This is a genomic window from Sinorhizobium numidicum (assembly GCF_029892045.1).
GTDB lineage: Bacteria > Pseudomonadota > Alphaproteobacteria > Rhizobiales > Rhizobiaceae > Sinorhizobium > Sinorhizobium numidicum.
In genome coordinates this window covers 366,065-380,090 of the sequence record NZ_CP120368.1, presented here as the reverse complement: position 1 = coordinate 380,090, position 14,026 = coordinate 366,065, and the positions used below count along the sequence as shown (strand labels likewise).

At 61.6% G+C, this 14,026-nt stretch carries 15 protein-coding genes and 1 pseudogene; 7 read left to right on the top strand and 9 right to left on the bottom strand.

Annotation, left to right across the window (positions count from 1 at the left end):
- The first annotated feature begins 93 nt into the window (after nt 1-93).
- Nucleotides 94-558: a PTS IIA-like nitrogen regulatory protein PtsN gene (ptsN, locus tag PYH37_RS12945; RefSeq protein WP_280735350.1), complete on the top strand. Its 465-nt coding sequence runs from the start codon at nt 94-96 to the stop codon at nt 556-558.
- A 59-nt stretch (nt 559-617) separates the two neighbouring features.
- Here ptsN and PYH37_RS12940 read toward each other — a convergent pair whose 3' ends face one another.
- The gene (locus PYH37_RS12940) at nt 618-1,424 is read right to left on the bottom strand and encodes a helix-turn-helix transcriptional regulator (RefSeq protein WP_280735349.1); all 807 of its coding nucleotides are present in this window, start codon (nt 1,422-1,424) and stop codon (nt 618-620) included.
- Nucleotides 1,425-1,659: 235 nt separating this feature from the next.
- Between PYH37_RS12940 and PYH37_RS12935 the strand changes: the two genes are divergently transcribed.
- Nucleotides 1,660-2,427 (top strand): SDR family NAD(P)-dependent oxidoreductase, encoded by a 768-nt coding sequence (locus PYH37_RS12935; protein WP_280735348.1) that lies wholly within the window; start codon nt 1,660-1,662, stop codon nt 2,425-2,427.
- A 14-nt stretch (nt 2,428-2,441) separates the two neighbouring features.
- Complete coding sequence (locus PYH37_RS12930) at nt 2,442-3,677, top strand: D-arabinono-1,4-lactone oxidase (RefSeq protein ID WP_280735347.1); 1,236 nt, start codon at nt 2,442-2,444, stop codon at nt 3,675-3,677.
- A 113-nt stretch (nt 3,678-3,790) separates the two neighbouring features.
- Here the strand turns inward: PYH37_RS12930 and grpE are convergent, their stop codons facing one another.
- Complete coding sequence (gene grpE / locus PYH37_RS12925) at nt 3,791-4,417, bottom strand: nucleotide exchange factor GrpE (RefSeq protein WP_280735346.1); 627 nt, start codon at nt 4,415-4,417, stop codon at nt 3,791-3,793.
- A 158-nt stretch (nt 4,418-4,575) separates the two neighbouring features.
- Nucleotides 4,576-5,655, bottom strand: coding sequence for a heat-inducible transcriptional repressor HrcA (hrcA, locus tag PYH37_RS12920; protein ID WP_280735345.1), 1,080 nt, complete (start codon nt 5,653-5,655; stop codon nt 4,576-4,578).
- Nucleotides 5,656-5,812: 157 nt separating this feature from the next.
- Between hrcA and rph the strand changes: the two genes are divergently transcribed.
- From rph to hemW, 4 genes are all read left to right on the top strand, one after another.
- A complete protein-coding gene (gene rph / locus PYH37_RS12915) occupies nt 5,813-6,532 on the top strand; it encodes a ribonuclease PH (RefSeq protein ID WP_280735344.1) in 720 nt (239 codons plus the stop codon).
- A 15-nt stretch (nt 6,533-6,547) separates the two neighbouring features.
- Nucleotides 6,548-6,967, top strand: coding sequence for a VOC family protein (locus tag PYH37_RS12910; RefSeq protein WP_280735343.1), 420 nt, complete (start codon nt 6,548-6,550; stop codon nt 6,965-6,967).
- 37 nt (nt 6,968-7,004) lie between these two features.
- A complete protein-coding gene (rdgB, locus tag PYH37_RS12905) occupies nt 7,005-7,649 on the top strand; it encodes an RdgB/HAM1 family non-canonical purine NTP pyrophosphatase (protein WP_280735342.1) in 645 nt (214 codons plus the stop codon).
- A gap of 126 nt (nt 7,650-7,775) precedes the next feature.
- Nucleotides 7,776-8,957, top strand: a complete 1,182-nt coding sequence (gene hemW, locus PYH37_RS12900) for a radical SAM family heme chaperone HemW (RefSeq protein WP_280735341.1) — start codon at nt 7,776-7,778, stop codon at nt 8,955-8,957.
- Between the two features lie 67 nt (nt 8,958-9,024).
- Here the strand turns inward: hemW and PYH37_RS12895 are convergent, their stop codons facing one another.
- The 6 genes and pseudogenes from PYH37_RS12895 to PYH37_RS12870 all read right to left on the bottom strand — a co-directional run bounded on the left by PYH37_RS12895 (nt 9,025) and on the right by PYH37_RS12870 (nt 13,946).
- Nucleotides 9,025-9,639 (bottom strand): glutathione S-transferase family protein, encoded by a 615-nt coding sequence (locus PYH37_RS12895; protein ID WP_280736028.1) that lies wholly within the window; start codon nt 9,637-9,639, stop codon nt 9,025-9,027.
- Between the two features lie 130 nt (nt 9,640-9,769).
- On the bottom strand, nt 9,770-10,633 hold the full coding sequence (locus PYH37_RS12890) for a nuclear transport factor 2 family protein (protein WP_280735340.1): 864 nt from the start codon (nt 10,631-10,633) through the stop codon (nt 9,770-9,772).
- A gap of 46 nt (nt 10,634-10,679) precedes the next feature.
- On the bottom strand, nt 10,680-11,162 hold the full coding sequence (locus PYH37_RS12885) for an SRPBCC family protein (protein ID WP_280735339.1): 483 nt from the start codon (nt 11,160-11,162) through the stop codon (nt 10,680-10,682).
- A gap of 73 nt (nt 11,163-11,235) precedes the next feature.
- The gene (locus tag PYH37_RS12880; RefSeq protein ID WP_280735338.1) at nt 11,236-12,510 is read right to left on the bottom strand and encodes an RNA polymerase sigma factor; all 1,275 of its coding nucleotides are present in this window, start codon (nt 12,508-12,510) and stop codon (nt 11,236-11,238) included.
- The gene (locus PYH37_RS12875; protein ID WP_280735337.1) at nt 12,507-12,875 is read right to left on the bottom strand and encodes a YciI family protein; all 369 of its coding nucleotides are present in this window, start codon (nt 12,873-12,875) and stop codon (nt 12,507-12,509) included. The genes PYH37_RS12880 and PYH37_RS12875 overlap by 4 nt, the downstream gene beginning before the upstream one ends.
- A gap of 130 nt (nt 12,876-13,005) precedes the next feature.
- A pseudogene (locus PYH37_RS12870) lies at nt 13,006-13,946 on the bottom strand (DMT family transporter).
- Nucleotides 13,947-14,026 lie beyond the last annotated feature (80 nt).

The following is a 14,026-nucleotide window of genomic DNA, read 5'->3' as shown; positions in this document are numbered from 1 at the left end:
GCATGGTACCCGCCAAGATAAAGATGGATAGAGCCATCACGACACATTTGTGATGAAGTTGTCAGGCTCTAACCGGCGAACGAGGACAAAAGAATGGCATTGGCAGGCTTGCTGCATCAAAATGCGATCATCCCGGCCATGAGGGCCAACTCGAAGAAACAACTCCTTCAGGAACTGGCGGCAAAAGCATCCAAACTCACCGGTTTGCCGGAGCGGGAAATCTTCGACGTCATCCTGCAGCGGGAACGGCTCGGATCCACCGGCGTCGGCAACGGCATCGCCATCCCGCACGGGAAGCTCAGCAATCTTCCGTCGATCGTCGGCATCTTCGCACGGCTCGACACGCCGGTCGATTTCGAGGCGCTCGACGACCAGCCGGTCGATCTCGTCTTTCTGCTGCTCGCGCCGGAAGGCGCCGGTGCCGACCACCTGAAGGCACTGTCTCGCATCGCGCGCGTGCTGCGCGACCATGACATGGTGGCGAAGATCCGGGCGAGTGATTCCGCCAGCGCGATCTACACCCTGCTCAACGACGACACGACTTCGCACGCCGCATGAAGCTGCGGCAGGCAGGGCACGACGCTTTGGATTAGTGCCAATGTCAAGCCGGCCAGCAACTAGTAGAACTGGCGCCGGTTCAGGTGATCTATGAAAATTCGGAACAGCGCGCCTTGGCCGGAAATACCAAGCCGGCGATAAATATTCTTGCGGTGGATCCGAACGGTCCCTTCGGCAATGTTCATCGCCTTGCCGATCGATAGATTGCTGTGGCCGCGCAGGATCAGCCGGACAATATTGCGCTGCTGTTTGGTCAACCGGTCGGAAAAAAGGCTCTCGAAGGCACGTTCCATCGCATCGGCTGCCTCGTCCCGAGGCACCGCGGCCGCCGTGTCCTGTCGACGCCAATTCGAACGTACAGCCTGTCGCACGATCGGTTCGTAGAGCCTCAAGCGATCCAGTTCCCGCCCGCTGAACGACCGACCGCGGCAGCGCATCAGCGAATACGTCGCCTGCATGCCTTCTTGCAGCGGAATGACGAACCCCACCTCCTCGATAAGCGAACCCTTCTCCAGCGAGACGCAAGGGTGAACCTCCGCCGAGGATGAGAAGCCCGAGCGGAAAAAGCGGTCCGGCGCGAGCTCCCGCATGCGCCATAGGCCTGCCTCCTGACCGTTGTTGCAAGCAACGTAGAACGGATCGAGCAGATAGGCCCCGCCGAGATAGGCCGCCAGCGCATGCGGCGCGACTTCATGCGTATAGCCGTCATGCAACAGGATCGGCCGGGCGTCGTAAGGGAAAGCAAAGACCACCGACAGATCGAAAGGGACGACAGCCCGCAACATTGCATCAAGCGCCGGGCCGAAATCCGGGGTGCCGATACCGCCGATCATTGCCGAGATATCCGCCAGTTCCCTTGCCAACATCGAATGACTTCCCTCCTGCAACTACTGCAGCCGATTTAAGGATAAAAACATGCAGCAATTCAAAGTGCTACAGCAACCTTTGTGCGTCTGAAAAGATGCAGGCGGCTGTAGGGTTGCGCGTATCCCCCGTGGGATATCGACAGCCTTCGCTTCGTCAATGATAATTCCCGAAACAAGCGGTTGATACGGCAGCCCGTCAGAGCTTTCGGCAACGGGATGCGGAAGGAGGAACGTGATGACGGGCAAGCTTTCAGGCAAGATTGCACTAATCAGCGGCGGCGCTGGCGGCTGCGGACTGGCGGCATCTCGATTGTTCGCCCGTGAGGGCGCCAAAGTCGGCATCGTCGATTTGCCGCACAGCAAGGGCGAGGAGGTTGCCGCAGCCATTCGCGCCGAGGGTGGCAGTGCCGTGTTCGCGGCCGCCGATGTCTCGGTTTCGGCGCAGGTCAGTGCTGCGGTCGGTGCCGTCGAAGATGCTCTTGGGCCGATCACCGTGTTGTTCAACCATGCGGGCATCCTTGCCGTCGGTCCTCTCCTCGAAACGGAGGAGGACGAATGGGACCGGTTGATGGCGGTGAATGTCCGCAGCATGTTCCTGATGACCAAGGCCGTGCTTCCAGGCATGCTCAAGGCGGGCGGTGGCAGCATCGTCTGCACCTCGTCGATTTCGGCGGTCGCCGCAACGCCGATGGAAGTGCTGTACGACACGACGAAGGGCGCCTGCCATATGTTTGCCCGCGCGATCGCTGTCGAGTTCCGCGACCGGGGCATCCGCTGCAATGCCGTCTGCCCCGGCTTCATAGCCACGGACCACGGCAAGCGTGAGATCGCGGGTCTAAGCAAATACGGCGTCGACGTATCCGAAGCCGCAATTGCCGCCCAACAGGGGCGGATGTGCGACCCGATGGAAGTCGCCCGTGCAGCGCTGTTCCTGGCGAGCGACGAATCGAGCTTCGTCAACGGCACGCACCTGTTCGTTGATAATTGCTTCACCGCAGTCTGAGGGAGACGAAAATAATGCTGCAGGCAGGTGGCCACTGGAGAAACTGGGTCGGCAATCAATCATGCATCGTGCGTCACAACGGCGCGCCGGAGAGCGAAGCCGCACTTGCCGAGATGGTCCGGGAGGCGACATCCGCCGGGCTCAACGTGCGTTGCGCCGGCTCCGGCCACTCGTTCACGCCGGTCGTCGCGACGAGCGGGCTGTTGCTGACGCTTTCCGGCATGCAGGGCGTCGTCAATATCGATCAGGCGCGCAAGCGCGTCTCGGTCAAGGCCGGCACGACAATCAACCAGCTTGGCAAGGTGCTGAAGTCCAGCGGGCTGTCTCTCATCAACCAAGGCGATATCGACAGCCAAGCGCTTGCCGGCGCGCTCACCACCGGGACTCACGGCACCGGCGCCGCGCTCGGTAACATGGCCTCGCAGATCGTCGGCATGCGCCTTGTTCAACCCGACGGAAGCATCCTCGTCGTCGACGAAACGACGCCCGACCTGCTTGAAGCGGCGCGCGTCTCCATCGGCATGCTCGGCGTGGTCTCGGAAATCACGCTGCAGGCCATGGACAGCTACAATCTGCATGAGAAGTTGTGGCGGTGCGACTTTGACGAATGCATGGAACAACACGACGAGCTTGCGGCCAAGCACCGGCATTTTGGCTTCTTCTGGTGCCCGGTTCTCGAAAGCAGGCATTGCTATTGCCTGCCGGACACCTCCGCGGTCTCGACGACCAGCAAGACCTCGGACGTCTGCGAGATGAAGGTGATCGACATCACCGAGCGGCCGCCGATGGAGCAGGCATTCGAAAAGATCGCCTATTCGTCGGAGATCTATCCGATCGAATACGTACCCAACTTCCACGAGCTGGAATATGCGGTGCCGGTCGCGCACGGCAAGGATGCGGTGCGGGCCGTGCGCAAGCTGATGCTGGAAAAGCATCCGACCTGCGTTTACCCGATCGAATATCGTTTCACGGCAGGCGATTCCGGCTGGATAAGCCCGTTCTACGAACAGGATTCGATCACGCTCTCCGTCTCAGGCGAGCCCGGCACCGATTACTGGGAATATCTGAAGGACGTCGACACAATCCTCCGCCAGTACGGTTCGCGGCCGCACTGGGGCAAGCTGCACTTCCTCGCCACCGAGGACGTCACGGTACTATACCCGCGCGCCGGCGATTTCCGCGCGCTCAGGGCCAGGGTCGATCCGGAGGGCCGCTTCCTCAACGATCATCTCCGTCAGCTCTTTGCCTGAGATAGTCGCGTCGGATTTCAGGGAGGAATTCCCGCGATAGCGGGTATTAAAGAAAGAGGCGCCGCGTTCGCACGCGGCGCCTCCTTATATTTATTCAGGTATCGTCAGCGGCGTCAGGCCGCCGGCGTCTCGTTTTCGGCTGCTGCCGCTTTCGGGCCGCCCTTTGCAACACCGACCATCGCCGGCCGCAGAACGCGCTCGCCGATCGTGTAGCCTGCCTGGATCACCTGAACGACGGTATTGTTCGGAACGTCCGCGTTCGGAACTTCAAACATCGCCTGATGAAAGTTCGGGTCGAACTTCTGACCAGTCGGCTCCAGCTTCTTCACGCCATGGCGCTCAAGCGCGGCGAGCATTGCCCGCTCGGTCATCTCCACACCCTCGATCAGAGCCGTGAGACCTGCTTCGCCGCTTTCCCTCGCTTCGGCCGGAATGGCCTCGAGCGCGCGGCGCAGATTGTCGGATACCGCCAGCATGTCGCGCGCGAAGCCGGCGACGGAATAGGCCTTCGCATCCTTGATGTCGCGCTCGGTGCGCCGGCGCAGATTGTCCATCTCGGCGGCGAGGCGAAGATATTTGTCGCGCAATTCCGCATTCTCCGCTTTGGCGAGCTCCAGCGGATCTGGCGCGGCGGCGGACACATCGGCTTCCGGCCTTTCCGCCGTTTCCGGCGCGGCAGCGGCCATTTTCTCTGCCTGAGCCGCGGCCTCAGGTCCGTTCTTCTTCGTTTCGTCGGTCATGACGTTCTCCGAATATCTTTTCTTGCGTGTCTTCGGCATCATCAAACCAGCGGAAGTCGCTCTGCTTGAACGTTCAGTTGCCAGGGTTCGAAGCCGATATCGAGGTTTGAGCCCGAAAAATCAAGGGTGCAATCGGTCTGCCCATTAAAAGGGTGCGTTCAACGCGACAACCGCGACATGAGCTGGGCGGTGTAATCGACCATTGGTACGATGCGTGAATAATTGAGCCGAGTCGGGCCGATCACGCCGACGGCGCCGACGATGCGGTCATCGCTGTCGCGGTAGGGCGCGACAATCAGCGATGATCCCGAAAGCGAAAACAACTTGTTTTCCGATCCGATAAAGATGCGCACGCCCGGGCCGCTTTCTGCGAGATTGAGGAGCTCGATCAGGCTGTCCTTCTTTTCGAGATCGTCGAACAGCATGCGTAGCCGGTCGATATCCTCGGCACCTTCGAGGCCCTCTAGCAGGTTGGCGCGGCCACGGACGATGAGCCGCGTCGGCTTCTCGTCGCCTTCGCTGCCCGACCAGATCGCGAGGCCGCGTTCGACGAGGTCCTGCGACAGGGCGTCAAGCTCTCCGCGCACCGTTTTCTTGACCTTTTCGAGTTGCGTCCGCACTTCCGCGATCGTCTGCCCGGAAAGATGGGCGTTGAGGAAGTTGGCCGCCTCGGTCAGCTGCGCGCTCGTGACACCCGCCGGCAGTTCGATGATGCGGTTTTCCACCTGGTCATGTTCGCCGACGAGGACCGCAAGCGCCTTGGTCGGCGCCAGGCGGATGAACTCGACGTGCTTCAACACCGGGTCGCTCTTTGTGGTGATAACGAGGCCGGCACCGCGAGACATGCCGGAAAGCATCTGGCTTGCCTCGGCGAGCAGGCTTTCAACCGGCTGATCCCGATCTCCCCGGCGGACCTGTCGCTCGATCGAAGCGCGGTCCTCCGGTGAAAGATGACCGACCTGCATGAAGGCGTCGACGAAGAAGCGCAAACCCGTCTGCGTCGGAAGCCGCCCCGCGCTGACATGCGGTGAATAGATGAGGCCTAGGTCCTCGAGATCGCTCATCACGTTGCGCACGGAGGCGGGCGACAGCGAAATCGGCAGCAGCCGCGAAAGATTGCGTGAGCCGACCGGCTCGCCGCTTTCGAGATAGCTCTCGACGATGCGACGAAATATGTCGCCGGAGCGCTCATCGAGTGCCGCCGCGATCTCCTTCGCTCCAGAGTTGCGCAGTACCATGTTACTCCGTGAGAACGGTGATTTGTGTCTGGCAGAAATATAGTGATCCGCGCTGGCGATGGCAAAAGGGAAAAATCGCGCTCGTCCTCCGATATCAACTGGTTCCCTTTAGTGGCGCCATGCTCTAGAAGGCTCCGAGATACGACAGGAGTTGACGATGCGGCCATCCGGCAGAAAAACCGACCAAATGCGCAAGGTTTCCTTCGAGCGCAATTTCTCCAAGCACGCGGAGGGCTCCTGCCTCGTGCGCTTCGGCGACACGCATGTGCTGTGCACCGCGAGCCTTGAAGAGAAAGTTCCCGCATGGCTGCGCAACGGCGGCAAGGGCTGGGTCACGGCCGAATACGGCATGCTGCCGCGCGCGACCGGCGAGCGGATGAGGCGCGAAGCGGCGAGCGGCAAGCAGAGCGGCCGGACGCAGGAGATTCAGCGGCTGATCGGGCGCTCGCTCCGTGCCGTCGTCGACTTGCCGGCGCTTGGCGAGCGTCAGATTTCCATCGACTGCGATGTCATCCAGGCGGATGGCGGTACACGCACTGCTTCGATCACCGGGGCATGGATCGCGCTGCACGACTGTCTGAAGTGGATGGAGGCGCGTAACATGGTCAAGGTGGAAAAGGTTCTGAGGGACCACGTCGCGGCGATTTCGTGTGGCATCTTTGCCAATCAGACGGTGATCGACCTCGATTATCTCGAGGACTCGGCGGCCGAAACCGACGCCAATTTCGTCATGACCGGCAGCGGCGGCCTCGTCGAGATCCAGGGAACGGCCGAGGGCAAACCCTTTAGCGAGGAAGAATTCGCGAGTCTTATGAGCCTCGCAAAGAAGGGCATCGCCGAGCTTATCGAACTGCAGAAGCAGGCGATTGCCGGTTGAGCGAAAGGAAGCGAATTGGCCCCGGCGCTTGAAGGCATTCTGGAAACTGCGCTCTATGCGGAGGATCTCGACCGCGCCGAGACCTTTTACGGCACGGTGCTCGGCTTGCAGCGGATCACCCGCGCCGGCAACCGACACGTTTTCTTCCGCTGCGGCGACAGCGTGCTTCTGATCTTCAATCCGGCAGAAACGATGAAGCCGCCTGCCGCCGATGCGCTCCCCGTGCCTCCCCATGGCACGAACGGGCATGGACATATGTGCTTCCGTGTCGCCGCAGAGGCGCTCGATGCATGGAAGACGAAACTGGAACAGGCAGGCGTTGCGATCGAGGCAGACATTCGCTGGCCGAACGGCGCCCGCTCCTTCTATTTCCGCGACCCTGCCGGCAACAGCATCGAATGCGCGGAACCGGGCCTCTGGGCCGTTGAAGATTGAATTGCGATCGCTACCGCTCGAAATGGAACGCAACAGGATGCGCAAACTGGATGACAAGACGCTCGTCGTCGCAAGTCACAATGCCGGCAAGATCCGCGAAATTCGCGATCTGATCGGCCCGCTCGGCTTTGAGGCGAAGTCCGCGGCCGATCTCAATTTCGTCGAACCGGATGAAACCGGCACGACCTTCGAGGAAAACGCGATGATCAAGGCGCTTACCTCTGCAAGAGCCTCGGGCCTGCCGGCGCTTTCGGACGATTCCGGCCTGGCAATCGACGCGCTCGGCGGCGCGCCTGGCGTCTACACGGCCAATTGGGCCGAGCGCGAAGATGGCAGCCGCGACTTTGCTATAGCGATGGAAAAGGTCGAAGGCGCGCTTCAGGAGAAGGGCGCGGTGACGCCCGAAAGCCGCACCGCGCGCTTCGTCTCCGTGCTCTGCCTTGCCTGGCCGGACGGGCACGTGGAGCTCTTTCGCGGCGAGGTCGAGGGCCACGTCGTCTGGCCGCCGCGCGGCACGAGCGGTTTCGGCTACGATCCAATCTTCCAACCGAAGGGTTACGACACCACATTCGGCGAAATGAGCGCGGAAGAAAAACACGGCTGGAGGCCGGGCGATAAAGAAGCCCTTTCGCATCGCGCCCGCGCCTTCAAGCTTTTCGCCGAAACCTGCCTCGGCGCCTAGAGCGGATAAGGAAAAGTGTGTGCGGTTTTCCGCCCGCATCCCGCGCTAGCTTGTGAGAATCAATCACGTTTTATGATTTTTGGGTCAATCCGAACCAAAATCATCGTGATCTAAGGAACGAAGACAATGCAGACGGCCCCGCTTTCGGCGATCGGTGACGGCATGGACCCGGGTTTCGGCGTCTATGTGCACTGGCCGTTCTGCGCGGCCAAATGCCCCTATTGCGACTTCAACAGCCACGTTCGCCATCAGCCGGTGGACCAGCCGCGCTTTGTCGCTGCGTTCCTCAAGGAGATGGCGGCAGTTCGGGCGCTTTCCGGTCCGCGGACCGTCACGAGCATTTTCATGGGTGGCGGCACGCCGTCGCTGATGGATCCGACGACTGTCGAGACCATCCTCAACGGCATCGCTCAGCACTGGTACGTGCCCCACGGCATCGAGATCACCATGGAGGCCAATCCTTCGAGCGTTGAGGCAACGCGTTTCCATGGCTATCGCGCCGCCGGCGTCAACCGCGTGTCGCTCGGCGTTCAGGCACTGAACGACCGGGACCTCAAATTCCTCGGCCGGCTGCACAATGTCGAGGACGCACTGAAGGCGGTTCGGCTCGCGCGCGAGATATTTCCGCGGATGTCCTTCGACCTGATCTATGCCCGCCCCAACCAGACGGTCGAGGAATGGGAGCGTGAGTTGAGGGAAGCCGTCTCCTACGCCGTCGACCATCTCTCGCTCTACCAGTTGACGATCGAGGAAGGGACACCGTTCTACGGCCTGCATAAGGCGGGCAAGCTTGTCGTGCCGGATGGCGAGCAGTCGGCGGTGCTTTACGAAGCGACGCAGCAAATAACGGCGGCGATCGGCATGCCGGCCTATGAAGTCTCCAATCATGCCCGACCAGGCGCCGAAAGCCGCCACAACCTCACCTACTGGCGTTATGGCGACTATGCCGGTATTGGCCCGGGTGCCCACGGGCGTCTGACGACCGCCGGCGCCAAGATCGCGACGGCAACGGAACGGAAGCCGGAAGAATGGCTTCGCCTCGTCGAAGAACGTGGCGACGGCATGGTAGAGCGCGAACTGCTCGATCTCGAAGCCCAGGCCGACGAGCTTTTGTTGATGGGGCTCCGGCTGAAGGAAGGCGTCGACCTCGCTCGCTGGCAGACACTTTCGGGGCGGGACCCGGATCCGGCGCGCGAACAGTTCCTGATCGAGCACGGTTTCATCGAGCGGCTCGGCAATTCGCGCTTGCGCTGCACGCCGGCCGGCATGCTGATCCTCGACGCAGTGGTCGCAGATCTCGCTTGCTAGCCAGAAATGCGCTTGCGGTTGTCCCCTCATCCGGCGTCACAGCGTGACGGAATCGTTGACTCGGCGCTCAGTCATGCGTCTCGCCGGAAAGCGGCGTCGCCAGCATCGAGGGCCGTCGCTCGAATTCGTCGAACCATCGAGTAAGCTTCGGGCGAGCCCGAAACGACAGCAAGTCACGAAACGCCATCCAGGAGAGCGCCGTCGCCAGGGCGATATGGCCCAAATGAAGCGGCGCCTGCAACGCCGGCGTCGCTTCCAGCCAATCATAGCTTGCGTCAATCTTTTCGGCATAACCGTCCCGAAGCGCCGCATAGCGCAGCGGTTCTGGCCGCCTGACCGTCTCCCAGCGGAGATTGATCCCCGTCTGCGCCAGCTCCTGTGCGACGGATTGCAGCACCAGCGCCTGCCAGCGGGCCTCTCCGCTCTCCGGAATGAGCTTCCTGCCGCCGTGGAGCGTGTCGAGATAGGCACAGATCACATCGGAATCGAAGATTGCCGGCGCGCCGGCGCGAAGCAGCACGGGCACCTTGCCGAGCGGGTTTTCCGCATAGACCTGCTCATTACGCAGAGTCGGGCTGGTTTCGTGGTGAATGACCTCCAGCCGGTTCGCTATCCCGGCCTCGTTAGCGAAGACGAGCACCTTGCGGGCAAAGGGAGAATGGGTCTGATAGTAAAGGATCATATTGCCCCGCATAACAGCTCGTGCAGCCTCTCGCAAAGATACATGAGCCGCGAGAAACCTGCTTGTTCCGCGGCCCGCCGTGCACGTTTGTTTGGTGGGAGATAATGTCTTGCCCCCCCGCTCTATCGGCTCAGTCGCCCTTTTTCACCGGTGCGACGATCGCCCAAGTGATACCGAAAGGATCGCGGAGCTGGCCGTAATAGTCGCCCCAGAAGGCGATCTCCAACGGCATCGTCACTTCCGCCCCTGCAGCAACTGCACGCTTCCACCAGAAATCGGCATCATCGACAACGAGGTGCAGGACGAAACCTTCCGGCGGCCTCCACTGATAGCCGAATTCGGGGAAGGGATCGTTCAGCATCAGCGCGCCGCCATTGATCGTCAGATGGCAATGGATCAGCCGTTTGCCATCTTCGGCGTATTTGCGGTCCACTTCCTTAGCCCCGAAGGCCCGGCCATAGAACTCCGCCGTGGCATTGGCGTCCTGGACGCCGAGATAGGCGATGACACCGGCCATGGGCGGGTGCGACGGCGATTGCCAGTCGACCTCAGACCTCGGGTCGAGGTCGACCGCGGCCTTGAAGCTTCCGTCCATGTAGAAGGGGACGGACTCATGCTGGTGCGCGATCTTCCAGCCCTTTTCGGTCCATTTCAGGCCGAGCGTCTGGCGGTACCAGAGGCTGGCCTTCTCGCCGTCATGTTTTTCGCCGGAAAGATGCGCCAGCGCCGTCGCGAAGGCGACATCGCCGCTCGCGGAAATATCGACTTCCTCAAGCCGGTAGCCAATCGGGCCCTTCCAGGTCGAGAACCACTGCTCAAGCCCCTCGCCATCCCCGTCCGATGCTGTCAGGGGCGGCGCCAGCGAGAAGACGAGGCAATCCTCCGTGCCATGGGCCAGGACGCGCTCCGCATCCTTCTGGCGCAGGGCCTCCGCCCAATCCTCGATTACCGCCCGGATTTCCTCAATGGCGGCTTCGTTTCCGGTGGTGGACATCGTTCAGCTCCTTGTCGACACGAGGAAACCTGACATGCAGGCCGCTTCAGAGTTTCGCGACCAGAGTGGCGAGCTGATCGGCGCATTGGCCCCAGCCCTCGTGGAAGCCCATCTTCTCATGCACTTCCCGGTCCTCCACACTCCAGTGGAGGGCGCGGGCTGTGTAGCGGGTCTTGCCGCCCTCGTCCTCGAAGGTCATCACCGCGGTCATGAACGGCTTCTCGGACGGCTTCCAGGCTTCCGTATATGCGTCGGTTACGACGATCTTTTCGTTTGGCACGACCTCCAGATAGACGCCCTGATTTGGATAGAGCTCGCCCTCCGGCGAGCGCATGACAAAACGATTGGTGCCACCGGCCCTCACATCGAGCTCCGCTTCCGTGATCGTCCACGGCAACGGCGCGAACCATTGCTTCAGGAGCTCCGGGTCCGTAAAGGCACGATAGACCTTCTCACGCGGGGCATCGATCAGGCGGGTCAAAACCAGTTCGCGTTCGCCGGCGGGCTTGGTGTCAGTCGCTACAGTCATTTCGCATCTCCTTGAGTGGTTTGAGCCAAGGACGAATGGGACGGCCGGGTTCCGACAACGCCGGGGGAATTTTTTATCTTTTTTCTTCCGCGAACTCGGATGAGCCTGTTTCCGCAGCAATTTGATCAAGTTGCATGCGGATGTAGGCAGCCTCGGCCGCATTGGTCGCCAATGCGATCGCGCGATCGAAGGCAATGCGCGCCTCGCGCCGCCGGCCCATCTGCTTGAGCAGGCCGCCGCGCAGGCCGTGATAATAGAAATAGCCGGAGAGCTTGTCGCAGAGCGGCTCGATCAGCGCCAGCGCTGCCTCCGGCCCTTCGCGTTTGGACACGGCAACCGCGCGGTTGAGCGTGACGACGGGCGATGGCTGCAACCGTTCAAGCGCCTGATAAAGCAGGTCGATCTCTTCCCAATCCGTCAGCTCCGGACGCTCGGCGCGCGCGTGGAGCGCCGCGATTGCGGCTTGGATCTGATAGGGACCGGGGCGGCGATGGCGCATCGCCTTGTCGATCATCGCAAGCGCCTCCGTGATCATCGACCTGTTCCACTGTCGCCGGTCCTGATCCTCGAGCAGGACGATGGCGCCGCTTGCATCGAAGCGCGCGCGGGCACGCGAATGCTGGAGCAGCAGCAATGCCGTCAGTCCCATCATCTCCGGTTCGGCCGGAAACAGCCGCAGGAGCAACCGCGACAAGCGTATGGCCTCGTCACAGAAATCGGCGGAAACGCCTTCGGGACCGTTCATCGCCGAATAGCCCTCGTTGAAGAGGAGGTAGATCATTGTCGCAACAGCCGCGAGCCGCTCGGGGCGATCGGCAGCATCGGGCGTCTCGAACGGAATGCCGGCCGCCGCAACGCGCCCCTTGGCGCGGGTGATGCGCTGCTCCATTGCCGCTTCGCTGACGAGAAAAGCTCGGGCGATCTGCCTGACGGAGAGGCCGGAAACGATCCTGAGGGCGAGCGCGATCTGCTGCGTCGCCGGCAGGGCCGGATTGCTGCAGACAAAAAGCAGACGCAGGATGTCGTCGCGATAATGCGATCCGTCGAGGCGGTCGGCGAGTTCGCTTTCCCTATCATCGATATCGGAAAGCAGTTCTTCGGGTGGCAGCGCCGTCTCGCGCGATTGCCGCCTCACCGTGTCGATGCCGCTGTTGCGACCGACGAAAATCAGCCAGGCGGCCGGGTCGCGCGGCGGTCCGCTCTTCGGCCAAGCCTTCAATGCCCGGATGCAGGCCTCCTGAAAGGCTTCCTCGGCCATGTCGAGATTGCGGAAATAGCGCAGAAGCGCGCCCATTGCCTGCGGCCGTGCGGAAACCAGTGCGAGATCGATCCAGGCAGTGTCGGTCATGAGGGACGCTCACTCGGCTTGTAGATGGCAAGCGGTCGGATTTCATAGGCGCCCGCGCTCGGATTGACCTCCCCGAGTTCGCGGGAAAAGGCGATCGCCTCGTCCAGAGACTCACAGTCGATGATGAAAAAGCCGAGGAGTTGCTCCTTCGTTTCGGCGAAGGGTCCGTCGATCACGATCGGCTCGCCGCCCCCGTGGCGAAGCGTGGTTGCCGCGGTCGTCGGGAGGAGGCGCGCGACCGGACCGAGCTTGCCGGCGTATTTGCGCTCGACGGCGGCCATGTCACGCATGACTTTGCCATCCTCCTCCTTGGTCCAGGTGCCGGTGACATCTTCCGAATTGTAGCAAAGCACCGCGTAAAGCATCGAGAAGTCTCCTGCTCTTGTTTGAAAGACGAATGGTGCAAGAGATAGCCGACAAGCGCGGCGAAAAAAATAGGGACGACACCCACATGTGTCGCCCCATTCGGACGTAGGCGGAAATGCGCGGGCTCGGTTAAAGCCCCTTCCTGCAGCCAAGTCCCACTCCCGGAGCTTTTGCAGCGCCGAACCTCAACCGGGCGAGCAGCCGGCCGTCGATGGCCGCCAGGCCGGCAGCGATCAGGGCCATGCCGAGAAAATGCTTTGGCTCGAGCCGCTCGCCGAGAAACACGGCACCGAGGAGGATGGCGCTGACGGGGATAAGGAAGGTTACCAGCATCAAATTGGTGACGCCCGCCGTTTCGAGAATGCGGAAGAACAGCACATAGGCGAGCGCGGTCGAAATCAGTGCGATGCCGACGAGGGCTGCCCAGACGTCAAGTCCCGGCCAGGCTAGTGTCCACGGGCGATCGACGATCAGAGCGAGCGGCACCAGCATCATGCTCGAAGCGCTGACCTGACCGGTTGCCGTCAGCAGCGGCGCGACGCCCATTCGCTTGAACCGGCGGGCAAAAACGCCCGCGAGGGAATAGGAGAATGCGGCGCCCAGCACGGCAAACTGCGCCAACACATTCGAGCCAAGGCCGCCGAGCACCGCGGGCCCGATCATCACGGCGACACCGACGAAGCCGATCAGCACGCCGGTGAGCTTGTTTGCCGTCATCTTCTCGTCATCCGTCAGAAGATGGGCAACAACAACGCCGAAAAGCGGCGTCGTGGCGTTGAGAATGGAGGCAAGGCCGCTCGCTATATGGGTCTGCCCCCAGACGATCAGCGAGAAGGGAATGAGGTTGTTGAGCAGTCCCATGCCGAAAAAGGCCAGCCATATGTCACGGCGGCGCGGCAGCGATAGGCCAAGAAAACGGATGAAAGAACCAGGGCCGCAGCGGCAAGCGTCACACGCAGCGCGACGATGGTGAAGGGTGGCAACGCCTTCACCGCGATGCCGACGAAAAAGAAGGAGCCGCCCCAGAGCACCGACAGGGCGATCAGCATGCCCCATTCTCGTGCACTCATGATCTTTCCCGTTGCCAAGTTGCTCATGATTTACCCTCTATGATTTAGCTGGTCTATTCCACTGTCAGGATATATCTTGA